Genomic DNA, 16,279 nt, shown 5'->3' on the forward strand with positions numbered 1-16,279 from the left:
AACACACCACTACAATGAGTTCTGATAACAGCCAACGCTACGCTCTGCGCGGAGTTTCTGCTTCTAAAGAAGACGTACACAACGCCATCAAAAACATCGATAAAGGGTTATTCCCGAAAGCTTTCTGCAAAATTGTTCCCGATTATTTGACCAATGATGAGGATTATTGTTTGATCATGCATGCAGATGGCGCCGGAACCAAATCGTCGTTGGCGTATATGTATTGGAAAGAAACAGGAGATATTTCGGTGTGGAAAGGCATTGCACAAGATGCGTTGATCATGAATATTGACGACTTACTTTGCGTTGGTGCCACCGACAATATTTTACTTTCGTCAACCATTGGAAGAAATAAAAATCTGATTCCGGCTGAGGTGATTTCGGCCATCATCAACGGAACAGAAGAATTGATTGCCGAGTTGAAAAGTTTTGGTGTAACGATTCATTCTACGGGTGGCGAAACGGCTGATGTGGGCGATTTAGTGCGAACCATTATTGTTGATTCGACCGTAACAGCACGTATGAAACGCAGCGATGTGATTGACAATGCCAATATTAAGCCAGGCGATGTGATTGTAGGTTTGGCCAGTTTTGGTCAGGCAAACTACGAGAAAAGCTATAACGGCGGAATGGGAAGCAATGGTTTGACTTCGGCGCGACACGATGTGTTTGCCCATTATTTAGCGGATAAATTCCCAGAAAGTTTTGACAGTTCGGTTCCGAGTGATTTAGTCTATTCGGGAAAAGTAAAATTGACCGATGCCGTTGAAAATTCACCTATTGATGCAGGAAAATTGGTGCTTTCACCCACACGTACGTATGCTCCAATCATCAAAAAAATACTAGAGAACTATTCGTCAGAAGAAATCCACGGAATGGTGCATTGCAGCGGTGGCGCACAAACCAAAGTGTTGCATTTTGTAGAGAACGTTCATGTAATTAAAGATAATTTATTTCCGGTTCCGCCACTTTTCAAACTCATTCAAGAGCAATCCAAAACCGATTGGAAGGAAATGTACCAAGTGTTCAATTGCGGTCACCGAATGGAATTGTATGTTCCGCAAGCTGTTGCTCAAAATATTATTGAAATTTCACAATCGTTTGGAGTTGACGCCCAAATTGTGGGTCGAGTAGAAGCGAGTGAGAGTAAGAAACTGACTATTGAGAGTGAGTTTGGAACTTTTGTATATTAAGTCAATTTATTTACCAAATGGCATTTTTAAAAAAAATAAACTCCAAAGCAAAATCACTCACCAATACGGGTTTCGGAACCAGTGCTGCTAGTAGTGGCGGACGTTTTTTGACCAAAAGCGGAAACGCCAATGTGCGCAAAACGGGAGTTGCTTTTTTTGACAGCATCAGTTGGTACCATACGATGCTTACGATTCCACGTTGGAAATTTTTCTTCATCATCATACTTTTTTATTTTACGGTAAACTGTTGTTTTGCAACCTTGTATTATCTGTTGGGAGTGGAACATCTGAAAGGAATTGAAGCGACTTCTAAATTGGATCAATTTGGTCAGGCATTTTTCTTTAGTATTCAAACGTATACGACTGTGGGTTACGGACATATTAGTCCGAGTGGATTCATAACCAGTTTTGTGGCTTCGGTTGAAGCGCTTTTCGGGTTGTTGAGTTTTGCTATTGCAACAGGTTTGTTTTACGGACGATTCAGTCAACCCAAAGCCCATATTTTATTTTCTGAAAATGCTTTAATTGCTCCTTATAAAGGCGGAACTGCCTTGATGATGCGATTGGTTCCACATAAAAACACACAATTAACCGATGCTGAGGCAAAAATAACGGTCGCGATTGAATTGGAAGAAAATAAAGTGCTTACTAATAAATTTTATTTTTTGGATTTGGAAATGAACATGATCAATTCGTTGAACCTGAATTGGACATTGGTGCATCCGATTACAGAATCGAGTCCGTTTTATGGTTTTACCGAAAAAGAGTTCAAAAGTATTTCAGGTGAAATTATGGTTTTGATCAAAGCCTTTGACGACATGTACAGTAATACAGTTGTCAAACGTACCTCGTATACTTTTGATGAAATTGTATACGGTGCTAAATTCAACCCAATGTTTACTCAAAGTCAAGACGATACCAAAACGATATTGGAAATTGATAAATTGAATTCGTATTCTAAAGTAGAGTTATAAAAAAAACCACGAACGGTTAATTCGTGGTTCTGTATATTGTGTAAAATTCGATTTATTTCAAGTTAAAATCCAAAGTTACATTTACTTTTTTAGAGACTTTTTTGCTCACTACACTTGGAATATCAATTCCAAAATCATCAGTGTTTACCGTAAAGTTGGAAACTAATGACATCCCATCAGCCGATTTTTTGATGGTGGCAGTAATGGTAATATCTTTTGATTTTCCGTGCAATTCTAATTTTCCTTTAATGGTGTAGGTTTTTCCTTCTTTAGTGATTTTAGAATAATCAAAACCCTCAATTTTTCCTTTAAAAGTGGCTTTTGGATATTTGTCACTTTCGATGTAATTTTCATTAAAGTGTTCTTCCATTAGGGCTACTTTAAAACGGAATCCTTTTACTAAGGTTAAACTAGCAATCTCACCTGTTTTGGTATTGACAACACAGGTTACGGCTTCGTTTTTGGCCTTGACTTCTTCAAAAGAAGGAACGGAAGCTTCAAAAGTGATTTTTCCGTTTTTGGTTAACACTTTATCTTGAGCAAAACCTATTGCGATAAAGAAAAATGATACGAGAAGAGCATATTTTTTCATGATTTTATTTTTAGATATTTAGAACTACTACAATTATTCTGCCAAACCTTCCGTTTGCCATTGCGTAAATAAATCGATAGTAGCTTGAGGTAAACGAGTTCCGCCATTTGGCATCATACCGGGCGCGCCTTGAGGTCTGGAAATTCGGTCTAAAAGGCCACGAGTCAAAACTGCATTTTTAACATCTTCATAAGTAGTCAAACGCATAGGAGCAAAGTTTTGTGGTGGATCGCTGTGACAAGCAATGCAATTGGCTTGAATAATGGCTTTGATTTGGCCATTGTAGGTTACCGATGCTGGTGTTGGTCCAACTAAATCATCAGTACTATTATTGGAACAACTTGGCAAAAACACAAGACTTGCAAAAAGAAAAAGATAGAATTTGTAGTTCATAGGGTTTATTTTTTTTCGAAATTAATCAATAATTGGTAATATTGTCTGTATTTATTTGGTTTAACTCTACTTTAATTTACGAGAAACGTAAGATTTTAGATTTAAAAAAATAAAAATAATTATTTTTTCCTGAATTTAATCTAAATAAGAATTATTTTCGTAAATATATTTAACTTATTGAATAACAAAACAAAATAACTATGAAAAAAAAATTACTAATTTTTGTGATTGCGGTTTTAGGAATAGCAGCTTCGGTTTATTTCTACGCCTACAAAGATCATAAGGATATTGCCGCTTCTGAAGCCGATTTTACCTTAACGGTAGCTGGATTGCAAAAAGAGTTTACAGACAATGACAGTTTGGCAACCACAAAGTATCAGAACAAAGTGGTACAAGTTCAAGGTACGATTACCAATGTTGATGCTTCAACGAAGTCAGTTGTTATTGATGATAAAATTTATGCTCAGTTTGATACATCATTGCCAACTGATTTAGAAGTAAAAAAGAAAGTAACGCTTAAAGGCCGTTTTTTAGCTTATGATGATTTGGTTGAAGAATTTAAAATGGACCAATCTTCAATAATAAAATAGCACAAACAATCAACCAATTTTATATAAACAATTTATACCTATGAAAAAAAGTATTGCATTATTAGTATTATTAGTTCCGTTTTTGTCGTTTTCGCAAGATGATTTATTGAAAGAAATCGACACTGCTTCTGCAGGGAAGGAACGAGTTGAATCGGCGTTTAAAGGATTGAAAATAGTCAATTTAGAATCTACCAAATTAGCAGCCAAAGGCGATTTGTATTTTATAGTAGCACACCGTTTTGGTTCAACAGAAGGCGGATTTAAGACCTTTTTTGGGTTGGATGATGCGGTTACTCAATTGAAATTTGTTTATGGTGCTACAGAATGGCTAACAGTAAGTGCTGCGCGAAGTGAACCAGCTTACGATTTTTCGGCAAAATATTCTCTTGTTCCACAAGTAAAAGATGGTTTTCCATTTTCAATTGTAGGATTCAATAGTTTAGCCATTAATATTGACAAAAGTTTTAACGAAACTAACTTTCCTAATATGGAGTTTAATGATCGTTTGATTTTTGTAAATCAAATTTTAATTTCAAGAAAATTTAGTGAAAAATTATCATTAGAATTGGCGCCTACTCATTTTCATGAAAATTATGTGATTGATGATGAGCAAGACAATAGTCAATTTGCATTAGGAATGGGCGGACGTTATAAGTTTGCAAAACGATGGTCGATGAATGTTGATTATGCAGCTCATTTGAATAGATCTAGTGATTCTCCTTTTAAAAATCCACTTTCAATTGGTGTTGATTTGGAAACTGGTGGACACGTTTTTCAAATGCACTTCAGTAATTCGCAAGGAATTCACGAAGCAGGTTTCCTAGGAAATACCATTGGAGATTGGGGTAAAGGAGATATTTTCTTTGGATTCAATTTATTAAGAGTTTTCTAGAAGTAAAAAGTAAGACAAAAAAAATCCCAGTTCAAACGACTGGGATTTTTTTATTTATGTTACAACAACTTATTCTTTAATGAATTTTTGAGTGTGTCTTTTTCCGTTTGAATCATTCAGTAATAAGATATAACTTCCAGTAGATAATGATTGAACATTAATGCTGTTGTTATCTAATTTAGATTCGGCAATTTTTCTTCCATTCAAATCGTAAATTTCAGCAGATTCAAAAGATATTGAATCATTTGCTTGGATGCTAATTACATTTTTAGCAGGAACAGGAGAAATGCTGAATGTAGCACTTGTAAAACTATTTGATGAAAGGGTTGAACCTTCTACAACATGTATTGTTTGATTTGGAGATGGATTGTTGATTGTATCTACAACGCCAGAAGGCCAACGAATGATTACTTGAGAAATTTCTGTTGCAGTTCCAATTCCGAAATGAGCATTCAACGTACTCATGTATTCAAAACCTTCACCACTTCTCACGTCTCTGATTTGTTTTCCCCATGGACCGTACAATTCAACGCGGGCTCCAATTCCGTTACTGTTACTTTGAATTCCTTGGAAGGTTAATTTAACCCAATTATTTCCATTTGGAACTGCGAAACGAACAGTGCTTCCGTTTAAGATGTCTAAGAAACCATCATTGTTTAAGTCGCCTACCGCACCAACTCCAATTGCATTATAACTTACAGGAGCAAACACGTTATTACCTTGATTGAATAAAATTTTACTTCCACTTCCCATAATATCAACAAACCCATCATTGTCAAAATCATAAGCGATATAATCTCTATTGATTGAGTTGTCTGAATCTAATCCTGATCCAACAGTGATATCAGAAAAGGCTTCTTCAGTACTATTAGTAGTGTCTAAATTGTTTTTAAAGAATTTGTGTCCAACACTTCCGTTTGAACCTACCATGATATCCATGTCACCATCATTGTCAAAATCTGAAATCGCAGACGACCATGATTGAACCGGTTGAAAGTTGATTTGTGCTGTAGCAGAAATATCTGTATAAGTTCCGTTTCCATTGTTTCTGTGTAGCTCACATGGAGGTCCAGAACATTTTGAGATGAACATATCAACATCACCATCGTTGTCAAAGTCAGACCATAAAGAGGCATAATTTCCTCCGCTTGATAAAGTACCTAAACTAACAGAACCTGGAGTAACACCTGATTGATAATAAGTAAAGTTTCCAGAACCATTGTTGATGTAATAGACATTTGGATCCACATCGTGGCAAGAGAATGCATCTAAATTACCATCATTATTGATGTCGATGAAATTAGTTCTTTGACAAAAAATGTATTGACCAGGAGAATCTTCAGTATAAGCAGTTCCAGTACTGTTTGATCTCATAAAGGTCAAACCACTACCATTTCCATAAAGAAGATCGTTATAACCATCTTTGTTGTAATCTCCAGCAGCCAAACTCCACGTTGGCATATTATCTGCTGCAGTAGTTGTATAGTCTAAAACAGTGAATCCACCGCCAACATTTTGTCTGTGAACTTTAATATTTGTAGAGCTCACACCAACAATGTCGTCTAAATGGTCGCCATTCATATCTACAACACAAATATTATAGTTACTGTTTACAGTTGAAATATTTTGATTGGTATAGGTGATTGGAGTTGGAATAGGTTCAACATAAGGAGCTTCAATTAAATCAAAAGTAAATCCATTGGATGTCCATCGGTTATCCCAAGCGATGTAATACGTTGTTCCGCCCAATACTACAAAAGTATCTACAGAAGAATAGCCCGCTCCAGCATCATCATCACCAGCGTAACAAGTTAATCCAGCACAACCTCCAGTATATACGTGAAAACGCGTATCAACTTTGGGAGTATTAGCGGGTATGTTAGTTGTTACAGTTACAGTGTAATTTTGTGTTGGAGTGTAGACATACCATTCACCTTTGGTGGCACCACCACCATTATCTGCACATATCGGAGCCGGAACTTGAGTTCCATCAACAGCCGCAACAACATATGAACCTGCCGCAGTTATAGGCAAAGCAGTATCACAGGTGTTTTGTGCAGATGAAATTTGAACTATACAATTCAAAAGTAATAATAAAGTAATTTTTTTCATTTTAGTTTGCAGTTATTTTGGTTTATTGATTATTAATAGTAAAACCCACCTTTTTAAGATGGGTTTTTTTCTTTTTATTCCTTGATGAATTTTTGAGAAAACTCTTTTTCTTCTGTATTTCGAACTACTAATACATAAGTTCCTTTTGACAAAGATTGTACGTCAATGGCGTCGTTTTCTATTGCTGATTCTAATACTTTTCTTCCATTTAAATCGTATACTTGAGCTGATTTAAAAGTGATTTCAGATGTAGATTTGATGTTTAAAATGTTTTTTGCAGGAACAGGAAACAATGCGAATTCAGAATTAACAAATTCATTATTAGCAAGAGTTGAACCTTCAACTACATGAACAACTTGGTTGATAGAAGGATTGTTGATTGTATCAACGATACCTGATGGCCATCTAATAATTATTTGAGAAATAGCCGTTGCATCTCCAAGACCAAAATGTACATTTAACGAACTCATGTATTTGAATCCTTCACCGCTTCTAACGTCCCTAATTTGTTTTCCCCATGCACCATAAATTTCCACTCTTGCTCCAATACCGTTTCGGTTACTTTGGATTCCTTGAAGTGTTAGTTTAGACCAATTATTACCATTTGGTATTGCATAGCGTACAGTTGTTCCGTTTAAAATATCCAAAAATCCGTCATTGTTCAAATCACCAATAGCACCAACACTTAATCCAGAGTAGCTGAATGGAGTAAAAGTACCATCACCATCATTGAACATTATTTTATTTCCACCACCAAGTACATCTGGAAATCCATCGTTGTCAAAATCATAAGATACGTTATCAATATTAACGGATGTGTTAGTATCCCAACCAGATCCTACTGTAATGTTGGTAAAAGCTTCTTCTACGTTGTTAGAAGTATCTAAGTTATTTCTAAAATATTTATGAGTTCCAGCACTAGCAGTAATAATTATATCCATATCGCCATCAGTATCAAAGTCATTGATTGCTGAAGACCAAGTTTGAATAGGAGTAATGTTTACTCCTGCTGTTGCCGAGATATTAGTATACACTCCATTTCCATCGTAACGTAGCAATTCACATGGTGGTCCAGAACATTTTGAAATGAACACATCGGTGTCACCATCATTGTCAAAATCACTAAATAAAGTGGAGTAGTTTCCACCGCTAGTTCCAATGTTCATGGCTCCTGGAGTAACAGTTGCTTGATAGTGGGTGAAATTACTGTTTCCATCATTCAAATAGTAAACATTAGGAGCGATATCGTGGCAAGAGAATACATCCAAATGCCCGTCTTTGTTCAAATCGGCAAAATTAGTTCTTTGGCAAAAGATGTATTGACCTGGTGTGTAATTACTGTAAGCCGTTCCAACACTATTTGACGACCATACCGAAAGTCCACTTCCAGCTCCTAAAACGAGGTCATTATAACCATCTCTGTTGTGATCTCCTGCTGCTAAACTCCAAGAAGGCATAAAGCTTGTGCCTGAAATTGGGAAGTCTGATATAGTAAATGAATTGGCAGTTGCGCCTTGATAATGTACTTTTAAATTATTAGCACTAACACTTACGATGTCGTCTTTATAGTCGCCGTTCATGTCAACTATACAAAGGTTGTAGTTTCCTGCACCAGTTGGAATAGTTCCCACTGTTTGGTTTTGATACGATACTGGAGCTGTTGGAGGAACAACAATTGGGTTCTCAATTATTTGAAAAGAAAAACCCGTCGATTCGTATCTGTTTTCAAAAGCAATATAATAGGTAGTTCCAGCAGTTACGTTAAATGATTTTGTTGATAAATACGAGTTGGTATTACCCGAATTACAAGCAATAACACCCGAATCATCATCGCCAGTCAAACACGATAAACCACCACATATACCTGTATATACTTGAAAACGAGTATCACGACAAATGTTGATGAGTAAATCGGTAGTAACTGTCACAGTAAAATTTTGTGATGGAGTGTAGGCATACCACTCGGCAGCAGTTACTGTTCCGCCGCCAACACATGCTGTAGTTGTTGGAGCACCATTGATGACATCAACCACAAATGTTCCAGCAGCTGTAATTGGCATTGCACCAGCGCAACTATCTTGAGCGATAGAAAACTGTGATGTAAATGCCAAAATAATTAATAATGTAATTTTTTTCATTTTTAGTTTAGTTTGGTTATAGTGTTTTTATTGACAAGGTTGTAAGGTGTTAATCCATTGTTCAATCATTTGAACACCTTCTTCGTGTATAACTGTTCTTCCGTGTAAAGGCATTCTGTAAGCCTCATCAACGGTATTCAATCGGAAATACAACATCGATCTGTTGATGTTTCCTGGAGTAATTATTTTGCTTAGAGCTGGGTCGAAATCTTGCATGTCTTGAGTCTCAACACAAACTCCCATATTGGTCAAGTTGTTTGCGGTTTCGTTGAATGCAAATCGCATTGGTCTATAGTCACAATGTCTATCATTGGCATGACAATGTGCACAATTAATATCAAAATACGAACGCACTCTCAATTCTAATGGTTTTGATGTATCGTTATAATCGATTGTAGTGTTTGCGGCTGTTGGGAAAGTAAAATTATTTTCTAAATACCCTTGTTCAATCCACTTAGTCAACTGATTTTTCGTTTCAGAACCATAATTACGGTTGAAGTTTAGATTTTGAGGTTTAATTCCGATTGGTGTGTAAACCGTTGTTTCGTTACCATTCACAATTTCTCTTCTTTTATGACATACAATACATTGCTCTTCAGAAGGAATTCGGTAGTTGGCCGTTTTGGGTGTTCCATTTTCCAACCAATCCACTTGAGTGAAACTACCTGAATTGTCTAGTAAAGCTTCGGTTTGTGCTGCATTCCAAACGTAATCTGCAAAAATCCAACCTGTTGATTTACGTATCATAATACGGGTTTCAATAATTCTTGTAGATCCAACTGGTGTTACATTTTGCACATTATCATAATAAAAAGTTTTGATAAGAGCTGATCCAACTGGGAGTTCTAAAATATTTCCATCTCCATTGTAAGTTGCTTTACTTCCTACAGGCATCCAAACAAATCGTTTTTTGTGAGCGTAATCACTGAATAAAACAGACGCTGGTTCATAAGGAATGACATTCAATGCAGGAGTCAGATTTTTCATTTCTCCTTCAAAAAATTTGTAATCGGATAATTTTGGATACGGAACCTCAGTTAAATTAACCACTACAGGTGAAACAGGAACGTATTGTTCTTCATCATCAGAACAAGAAATAAAAATTGAAATGGAAGAAATAAAGATAAAAATGCTTAATAAGTAATACTTTTTCATGAATTTTGTTTTAACCATACCAAAAATAAAAAAAAAATCACAATTACCTAATTATTATCAACTTAAATTAAGAATTTGTGACTTGTTTAAGTCATGTCTACTTTCCAAGTAGACAACTCAAAAAATAAACACCCTACTTTTTTGCTAAAATTATTTTAACTTAAAGGGCGATTTTTCGGTTTGGACTTTTGTAATGTAGTAATTAGTGTCGCCCCACCAAGGAAATGTAGTATAGCGTTCAATATAAGTGACTTTTACATATTGACCTTGATTTTTTTTCAAATCTTCAATCACTTCAGCATCATTATCTAAAACAGAAAATTTAAATATTTGGGCTCCCGAAATTCCTTGACTGATTTCGCCTTCCCAAGTTTTGAAGACATATCCTTTTCGGCTGAATTTGATCAATTCGCCTGTTCGATCACCTTCGCTATAGGTGGCATAGTAGGCAACTGTAAAAAACAGTGAAGTCAATACAGCTATAATAATCACAAAATAAATAATGAATTTTCGCAACATAATTTTTAGTTTTTTATTCTGAATTACTTTCAGACTCTGTTAATGAATTGGTTTTAGTTTCAAAAGCGTTGGCTCGGTTGATGATGTTTTCAGGAAGTGCTTTTTTGGCTTTGGCTCCCATTTTTTTCAGTTTTTCAACGCTGGTAATAAGATTTCCTTTTCCGTCAACGAGTTTATTCATAGCACCTTGATATTCTACTTTGGCTTCGTCCATTTTTTTGCCAATTTTTACCAAATCGGTAACAAATCCTTCAAATTTATCATACAAAGCTCCGGCTTGTCGCGCAATTTCCAAGGCATTTTCTTGTTGTTTTTGGTTCGTCCACATACTATCAATAGTACGCAAAGTAGCCAAAAGAGTAGAAGGCGTAACAATCACAATGTTTTTCTCAAATGCTTTGTTGTATAAGCTAGTATCTTCATTCAGAGCGATGGCAAATGCCGATTCAATCGGAATGAAAAGCAAAACAAAATCAGGACTTTCCATTTGATACAAATCCTGGTAATTTTTAGTTCCCAAATCGACTACATGACGGTTAATAGACGCAACATGTTCTTTTAAAAATTGAACTTTCAGATCGTCGTTTTCTTCATTGATGTAACGTTCATACGACGTCAATGCTACTTTCGAATCGACAATCATTTTCTTTCCATCAGGCAAGTTGATGATGACATCAGGAAAAACGCGGTTGCCTTCTTCAGTAACAAAACTTTGTTGCACAAAATATTCGCGGTCTTTTTCCAATCCTGATTTTTCCAAAACGCGCTCCAAAACCAATTCACCCCAATTTCCTTGCATTTTACTATCGCCTTTGAGTGCTTTAGTTAAATTGAGCGTTTCTTTACTCATTTGTTCATTCATTTCGCGCAAGCCCAAAATCTGTTGTCGTAAAGCGGCGTGGTAATCAATGCTTTCTTTGTGAGTGTCTTCTACTTTTTTCTCAAAAAGTTGAATTTTGTCTTGCAACGGAGTCAGTATGTTTTTTAAATTTTCTTTGTTTTGTTCAGTGAATTTGGTCGTTTTTTCCTCCAAAATTTTATTGGCTAAATTCTCAAATTCTTTGGTGAATTTTTCTTGAAGTTGCTCTACTTCTTGTTTTTGTTCTTTGTTGCGTTCCCACAAATTCTCAAAATCGGTTTCTTTTTTAGAAAGTTGAATGACTACCGATTCTTTTTCGGCACGAATGGTTTCGCGTTCTTGCGCCGTTTGAATGACCTGCGATTTTAATTGTTCAATTTGAGACAGCAATCCGTTTATTTTTTCTTCTAATGAAGCTTTTTCCGATTTTGAATTGGCAGAAAACAGCATTTTTCCAAGGTAAATTCCAATGGCTAATGCGATTATAAAGGCGATGATGGTAATAATAGTAGCGTTCATTTTTGGCGTTTTAAAAGAGTTTAAATATACTGAGTTTCGATCAGATATTGATTTCAATGTTAACAAATAATGAAAATTTTTGGCATCGTTTTTGAAAATGCAATTATTGAAAAGAAAAAATTATATTTGCAATCATCAAAAAAATGTAAATTATGACTAGAAAAATTACACTTTTAGCACTTTTATTGGTTTCTTCATTATCGTTTGCTCAAATCGGTCCAGTAGGACATTTGACTATTTTTTCGGAAGATGGAGATAAATTTACCCTTATTTTAAACGGAGAAGTAATTAATGACACTCCACAAACCAACTTGCGTGTGGAAGATCTAAACCAACCGTATTACAATGCCAAAATCAAATTTGAAGACCAAACACTAACCGAAGTTAGCAAAAACAATTTGATGCTTACAGACGTTGATGGGAACTTCTCGGATGTTACCTACAAAATCAAAAGAGACAAAAACAACAAGACCAAAATGAAAATGAATTTTTTCTCTGCGATTCCAGTACAACCTAATTTTGTTCCTGCTTCAAACGTACATGTGGTTCATTATGGTCAACCTCGTCAAGTGGTTGTGACACAGCCAGTAGTAGTTGCTCAACCAGTTGGTGGTGTAACTCAAACTACAACAACTACAACTACACAAACGGGCGGAGCAAATGTTGGTGTTGGTGTTAATGTGGGTGGAATCAACATGGGAATTTCGATTAATGACAATATGAGTGGCGGTGCTGTTACGCAAACTACTACCACCACAACTCATACTGGAGTTCAAACAGGTGGCGCTGTTTATGTAGAACCAGTAAGAGGTTGCGGTGGAAATTCATGCATGTCGCCACGCGATTTCAACGCTGCGTTGAGTACTATCAAAGCACAAAGTTTTGAAGACACTCAATTGAAAACAGCTAAACAAGTGATTTCAGCTAATTGTTTGAATGTGGATCAAATCATTCAAATAGCCAATACTTTTAGTTTTGAAGACAACAAATTGGAGTTTGCTAAATACGCTTACGATTATTGTATAGAGCCAAGAAACTACTTCAAATTAAACGGAATCTTCTCATTCAGCAGCAATGTGGATGAATTATCGGATTACGTTCAAAGCAGACAATAATAGATTTGTAAAATAAAATGGAAGACTATCTATGAAAATAGGTAGTCTTTTTTATTTTTGCCAAAACCATTCTATGCAACACCGCCATTTTCTCATTCATAAACCACATGGTTTTTTAAGTCAGTTCATCTATGAAAAAAAACGACCAAAAAAATTGTTAGGTGATTTGTATGATTTTCCAGAAGGAACAATGGCCATTGGTCGGTTGGATGAAGATTCGGAAGGCTTACTATTGCTGACTACCGATGGAATGATGAGTGAAATCGTACGAAGCAAAACGGTTGAAAAAGAATATTACGCTCAAGTTGACGGAATCATTACAACCGAAGCCATTGAACAATTGAAAAACGGAGTTGAAATTGGTTTCAAAGGCATTCGATACATTACCAAAAGATGTGAAGCTAAAATGATTAATGAATTGCCTTATTGCATTGCCGAAGGAAGAAGAATCAGAGAGGAACGTCACGGACCAACGAGTTGGCTTTCGGTTACGCTCACAGAAGGTAAATTCAGACAAGTGCGAAAAATGACTGCAGCAGTCGGATTTCCTACCTTGCGATTAGTTCGAGTTCGTGTCGGCACCATTCATCTGAATCATTTAAACGCAGGCGAAGTAATGGAAGTCAAAGAGTTCCAAATCTAAGAAGTCTAATAATCTAAGCAGTCTAACATTCTAAAAATCTAAAAAGTCTCTATGTTAAATATCGTATTAGTCGAACCCGAAATACCCAACAATACTGGAAATATCGGTCGTTTGTGTGTTGGAACCGAAAGTCGGTTGCATTTAATTCATCCGTTTGGATTTGAAATTACCGATAAAAATCTTAAACGTTCGGGTTTGGATTATTGGGTGCATCTCGATTGGCATCAGTATCAAAATGTAGACGAATGGATAACACAAATTCCAGACAAATCCCGCGTTTTTTTAATGAGTTCGCATGCCGAAAAATCGATTTATGAAGTTGATTTTCAAGACGGTGATTGGTTGGTTTTTGGTAAGGAAAGCGTTGGTTTGAGTCAGGATGTTTTGGATCGATTTGAAAACCATTTGACCATTCCCATGTCGAAATTAATAAGAAGTTACAACATTGCGAATTCGGTTGCATTTGTGGTTGGAGAAGCTAAGCGCCAAATCAGTTTAAAATAATAAGTATGAAAAATAATGTTACGGTAAAACAAGCATTAAAAAGAGGTAGAAATCAGTTGGTGTTTTTGCCAATCGGAATTATCATAGTTTTTATTGCTGGTTCAATCTATTTGAGCAAGATCAAAATAATCGACAATTGGGTCGTATATGTTGTATCAATATTAGGTTTTTTGTTGGGTTGGTTAGCTTGGAGTTATCTCGTTGTTGAATGGAAAATCTGGGCGTATGACAATGTTCGAAACGTGAATGAGTTGAAGCGAAAAGCCATTGAGCAAAACTTAATTTGGAAGGATGGAAGTTGGTTTGAACGTACCGAAATCAAAAGTTATGAGCAAAAACAAAAACTGAAGCAGTTGGAAAAAAAGTTTTTAGAAAAAGACGTTTACAAAGACGATTTGAGCGTTCCAAAAGAAACATTAGTATTTTATTCTAAATCAAATTTAGCTTTTGAATTGGCTATTTCTTTATTCTTAATAGCATCTGGAGGTTATTTATATTATATTGATAAACCAATTTGGTTGGCATTAATTATGATAGCTATCGGTGGTTATAGTTTATATTCATGGTATAAAAAAAATAACGAAAAATTGCCTCAAATCATTCTAAATGATCAAGGAATCACATTGAAAGATAGTGGTTTTTTTTCCTGGGAAGATATTGAAAATGACAGAGTCTATACAAAATCAAGAGGAAAAACGACGACAACTTCTTTAGCCTTCAATTATGAAGAAATTGAAATTGATGGTTTGAATATCGATGCTGAAGATCTTGAGAATTTGCTGCATGTGTATCGTGTTCGCTTTGAACGAAATCATCCTATTTAATAATAAATTTTCCTTTTTCTTCATCAAAAACAATAGTGTCTTCTTTAAAAAGAGAAGAGAAAACACCTTTCGAAATCAAATTGCAAGGTTGATCTTGCGTAACATTTCCTTCGGTCATAACTATCATTTCATCAGACAATTGAATGGCCAAATCCAAATCGTGAGTCGACAGTAAAATGCATTTCTGAGTTTCAAAAGCCAATTTTTTCAGCAATTTGAACAACGAGACTTTGTGCAGTAAATCCAAATGAGTTGTGGGTTCGTCTAAAATAATCAAAGGTGTATCTTGAGCCAAAGCGCGAGCAATCAACACTTTTTGCAATTGTCCATCGCTGATTTCGTAGTGTTTTTTGTCGGTCAAATGTTCAATCTGTGTCAGTTGAATCGCCTGATTTATTTTTTCTAAATCATCGGTAGAAAGTGTCCCAATCCAATTGGTATAAGGTTGTCTTCCTAATGCAACTAATTCAAAAACAGTCAAATTACTTGGAGGTAGTTTTTCGGTAAGAACCAAACTTAAATTTTGAGCTAATTCGATAGAAGTGTAATTCTGAATTTCTTTTCCGTTTAAAAAAACTGTTCCCGAAAGTGGTTTCTGAATCCCAGTTAGTGTGCGCAGGAGTGTTGATTTACCAATACCATTACCACCAATTAACGAGATGAGTTTTCCGGTTTGTAGTTCTAAATTCAGATTTTGAGCAATAGCATTTACTTCCTTTTTGGATGAATATCCAATGGATAATTGATTCGTAATTACTATGTTGGTTTCTGTTTTCAAATTAATTATAACACCGTTATTGTGAATGTTTTTTGAGTACTATCATCGCCAAAACAAATGCGATTGTCGTCTTCAAAAAAGCCTTGTTCGTCATCGTTAATGAGATTCTCTGGAGCTTCAATTTTCAAATTTACTTTAAAAGTAAATGTTCCCGGAGCGGTAGGTGTTCCTGTAAAAAATAGTTTTCTTCCCACTTCGTAATAGGAAATTCCAGGTGGTACGTTTCCTTCTACATCATAGTAATAATAAAATGAATCATCGTTTGCTGAGTTTTTTACTTCAGAAATAATAAAAGTATCATAGCTAAATCCTTGGCTTGCATTGGGTAAGCTATCAGTAGATATCACAGGTTTTGTACTGGCAATGCAGTCAATTAATTCTGCACATCCTGATACAAAAAAAAGAGTACAGACTAAAATTACGATATTTAATTTATTTTTCAGCATACTTTTTTTTAGTTATCATGGTATTAAAATCAA

17 protein-coding genes are annotated in these 16,279 nt (G+C 35.5%); 8 read left to right on the forward strand and 9 right to left on the reverse strand.

Translation table 11 applies throughout. The features are described from left to right. Window positions 1-14: 14 nt before the first annotated feature. Together VK161_RS04770 and VK161_RS04775 are read left to right on the forward strand one after the other, a co-directional pair. Window positions 15-1,193 (forward strand): AIR synthase related protein, encoded by a 1,179-nt coding sequence (locus VK161_RS04770; protein ID WP_324213704.1) that lies wholly within the window; start codon window positions 15-17, stop codon window positions 1,191-1,193. A 17-nt stretch (window positions 1,194-1,210) separates the two neighbouring features. Then, entirely contained in the window at window positions 1,211-2,167 is a 957-nt protein-coding gene (locus VK161_RS04775; protein WP_324213617.1) for an ion channel, read from the forward strand. A 52-nt stretch (window positions 2,168-2,219) separates the two neighbouring features. Here the strand turns inward: VK161_RS04775 and VK161_RS04780 are convergent, their stop codons facing one another. After that, window positions 2,220-2,759 (reverse strand): YceI family protein, encoded by a 540-nt coding sequence (locus VK161_RS04780; protein WP_324213618.1) that lies wholly within the window; start codon window positions 2,757-2,759, stop codon window positions 2,220-2,222. A 33-nt stretch (window positions 2,760-2,792) separates the two neighbouring features. Then, the gene (locus VK161_RS04785; protein WP_324213619.1) at window positions 2,793-3,152 is read right to left on the reverse strand and encodes a hypothetical protein; all 360 of its coding nucleotides are present in this window, start codon (window positions 3,150-3,152) and stop codon (window positions 2,793-2,795) included. Between the two features lie 200 nt (window positions 3,153-3,352). On the opposite strand from VK161_RS04785, the gene VK161_RS04790 reads away from it, so the two are divergent. Both VK161_RS04790 and VK161_RS04795 read left to right on the forward strand, forming a co-directional pair. After that, window positions 3,353-3,742, forward strand: coding sequence for an OB-fold protein (locus VK161_RS04790; RefSeq protein WP_324213620.1), 390 nt, complete (start codon window positions 3,353-3,355; stop codon window positions 3,740-3,742). Between the two features lie 40 nt (window positions 3,743-3,782). Beyond that, window positions 3,783-4,634, forward strand: coding sequence for a DUF5777 family beta-barrel protein (locus VK161_RS04795; protein ID WP_324213621.1), 852 nt, complete (start codon window positions 3,783-3,785; stop codon window positions 4,632-4,634). Window positions 4,635-4,703: 69 nt separating this feature from the next. On the opposite strand, the gene VK161_RS04800 is transcribed toward VK161_RS04795, so the two are convergent. The 5 genes from VK161_RS04800 to rmuC all read right to left on the reverse strand — a co-directional run bounded on the left by VK161_RS04800 (window position 4,704) and on the right by rmuC (window position 11,936). Continuing rightward, entirely contained in the window at window positions 4,704-6,746 is a 2,043-nt protein-coding gene (locus VK161_RS04800; protein ID WP_324213622.1) for an FG-GAP-like repeat-containing protein, read from the reverse strand. 74 nt (window positions 6,747-6,820) lie between these two features. Further along, window positions 6,821-8,884 (reverse strand): CRTAC1 family protein, encoded by a 2,064-nt coding sequence (locus VK161_RS04805; RefSeq protein ID WP_324213623.1) that lies wholly within the window; start codon window positions 8,882-8,884, stop codon window positions 6,821-6,823. 27 nt (window positions 8,885-8,911) lie between these two features. Next, entirely contained in the window at window positions 8,912-10,039 is a 1,128-nt protein-coding gene (locus VK161_RS04810; protein WP_324213624.1) for a hypothetical protein, read from the reverse strand. Window positions 10,040-10,189: 150 nt separating this feature from the next. Further along, window positions 10,190-10,558: a 6-phosphogluconate dehydrogenase gene (locus VK161_RS04815; RefSeq protein ID WP_324213625.1), complete on the reverse strand. Its 369-nt coding sequence runs from the start codon at window positions 10,556-10,558 to the stop codon at window positions 10,190-10,192. Between the two features lie 13 nt (window positions 10,559-10,571). Beyond that, a complete protein-coding gene (gene rmuC, locus VK161_RS04820) occupies window positions 10,572-11,936 on the reverse strand; it encodes a DNA recombination protein RmuC (protein ID WP_324213626.1) in 1,365 nt (454 codons plus the stop codon). A 152-nt stretch (window positions 11,937-12,088) separates the two neighbouring features. On the opposite strand from rmuC, the gene VK161_RS04825 reads away from it, so the two are divergent. The 4 genes from VK161_RS04825 to VK161_RS04840 all read left to right on the forward strand — a co-directional run bounded on the left by VK161_RS04825 (window position 12,089) and on the right by VK161_RS04840 (window position 15,022). Further along, the gene (locus tag VK161_RS04825) at window positions 12,089-13,051 is read left to right on the forward strand and encodes a DUF4476 domain-containing protein (RefSeq protein WP_324213627.1); all 963 of its coding nucleotides are present in this window, start codon (window positions 12,089-12,091) and stop codon (window positions 13,049-13,051) included. A gap of 73 nt (window positions 13,052-13,124) precedes the next feature. Then, window positions 13,125-13,694 (forward strand): pseudouridine synthase, encoded by a 570-nt coding sequence (locus VK161_RS04830; protein WP_324213628.1) that lies wholly within the window; start codon window positions 13,125-13,127, stop codon window positions 13,692-13,694. Between the two features lie 51 nt (window positions 13,695-13,745). Continuing rightward, entirely contained in the window at window positions 13,746-14,198 is a 453-nt protein-coding gene (locus tag VK161_RS04835; RefSeq protein WP_324213629.1) for a tRNA (cytidine(34)-2'-O)-methyltransferase, read from the forward strand. A 5-nt stretch (window positions 14,199-14,203) separates the two neighbouring features. Then, window positions 14,204-15,022, forward strand: coding sequence for a hypothetical protein (locus VK161_RS04840; RefSeq protein ID WP_324213630.1), 819 nt, complete (start codon window positions 14,204-14,206; stop codon window positions 15,020-15,022). On the opposite strand, the gene VK161_RS04845 is transcribed toward VK161_RS04840, so the two are convergent. Continuing rightward, the gene (locus VK161_RS04845; protein ID WP_414655410.1) at window positions 15,015-15,806 is read right to left on the reverse strand and encodes an ABC transporter ATP-binding protein; all 792 of its coding nucleotides are present in this window, start codon (window positions 15,804-15,806) and stop codon (window positions 15,015-15,017) included. The genes VK161_RS04840 and VK161_RS04845 overlap by 8 nt on opposite strands. Then, the gene (locus VK161_RS04850; RefSeq protein WP_324213632.1) at window positions 15,806-16,246 is read right to left on the reverse strand and encodes a hypothetical protein; all 441 of its coding nucleotides are present in this window, start codon (window positions 16,244-16,246) and stop codon (window positions 15,806-15,808) included. The genes VK161_RS04845 and VK161_RS04850 overlap by 1 nt, the downstream gene beginning before the upstream one ends. Window positions 16,247-16,279: the final 33 nt, after the last annotated feature.

Source organism: Flavobacterium sp. (assembly GCF_035299245.1).
In the GTDB taxonomy this organism is placed as follows: Bacteria; Bacteroidota; Bacteroidia; order Flavobacteriales; family Flavobacteriaceae; genus Flavobacterium.

Bases quoted from the DNA above. Each gene is read 5' to 3' on its own strand.
- VK161_RS04770 (WP_324213704.1), top strand. From the start codon at position 15: ATGAGTTCTGATAACAGCCAACGCTACGCTCTGCGCGGAGTTTCTGCT.
- VK161_RS04775 (WP_324213617.1), top strand. From the start codon at position 1,211: ATGGCATTTTTAAAAAAAATAAACTCCAAAGCAAAATCACTCACCAAT.
- VK161_RS04780 (WP_324213618.1), bottom strand. From the start codon at position 2,759: ATGAAAAAATATGCTCTTCTCGTATCATTTTTCTTTATCGCAATAGGT.
- VK161_RS04785 (WP_324213619.1), bottom strand. From the start codon at position 3,152: ATGAACTACAAATTCTATCTTTTTCTTTTTGCAAGTCTTGTGTTTTTG.
- VK161_RS04790 (WP_324213620.1), top strand. From the start codon at position 3,353: ATGAAAAAAAAATTACTAATTTTTGTGATTGCGGTTTTAGGAATAGCA.
- VK161_RS04795 (WP_324213621.1), top strand. From the start codon at position 3,783: ATGAAAAAAAGTATTGCATTATTAGTATTATTAGTTCCGTTTTTGTCG.
- VK161_RS04800 (WP_324213622.1), bottom strand. From the start codon at position 6,746: ATGAAAAAAATTACTTTATTATTACTTTTGAATTGTATAGTTCAAATT.
- VK161_RS04805 (WP_324213623.1), bottom strand. From the start codon at position 8,884: ATGAAAAAAATTACATTATTAATTATTTTGGCATTTACATCACAGTTT.
- VK161_RS04810 (WP_324213624.1), bottom strand. From the start codon at position 10,039: ATGAAAAAGTATTACTTATTAAGCATTTTTATCTTTATTTCTTCCATT.
- VK161_RS04815 (WP_324213625.1), bottom strand. From the start codon at position 10,558: ATGTTGCGAAAATTCATTATTTATTTTGTGATTATTATAGCTGTATTG.
- rmuC (WP_324213626.1), bottom strand. From the start codon at position 11,936: ATGAACGCTACTATTATTACCATCATCGCCTTTATAATCGCATTAGCC.
- VK161_RS04825 (WP_324213627.1), top strand. From the start codon at position 12,089: ATGACTAGAAAAATTACACTTTTAGCACTTTTATTGGTTTCTTCATTA.
- VK161_RS04830 (WP_324213628.1), top strand. From the start codon at position 13,125: ATGCAACACCGCCATTTTCTCATTCATAAACCACATGGTTTTTTAAGT.
- VK161_RS04835 (WP_324213629.1), top strand. From the start codon at position 13,746: ATGTTAAATATCGTATTAGTCGAACCCGAAATACCCAACAATACTGGA.
- VK161_RS04840 (WP_324213630.1), top strand. From the start codon at position 14,204: ATGAAAAATAATGTTACGGTAAAACAAGCATTAAAAAGAGGTAGAAAT.
- VK161_RS04850 (WP_324213632.1), bottom strand. From the start codon at position 16,246: ATGCTGAAAAATAAATTAAATATCGTAATTTTAGTCTGTACTCTTTTT.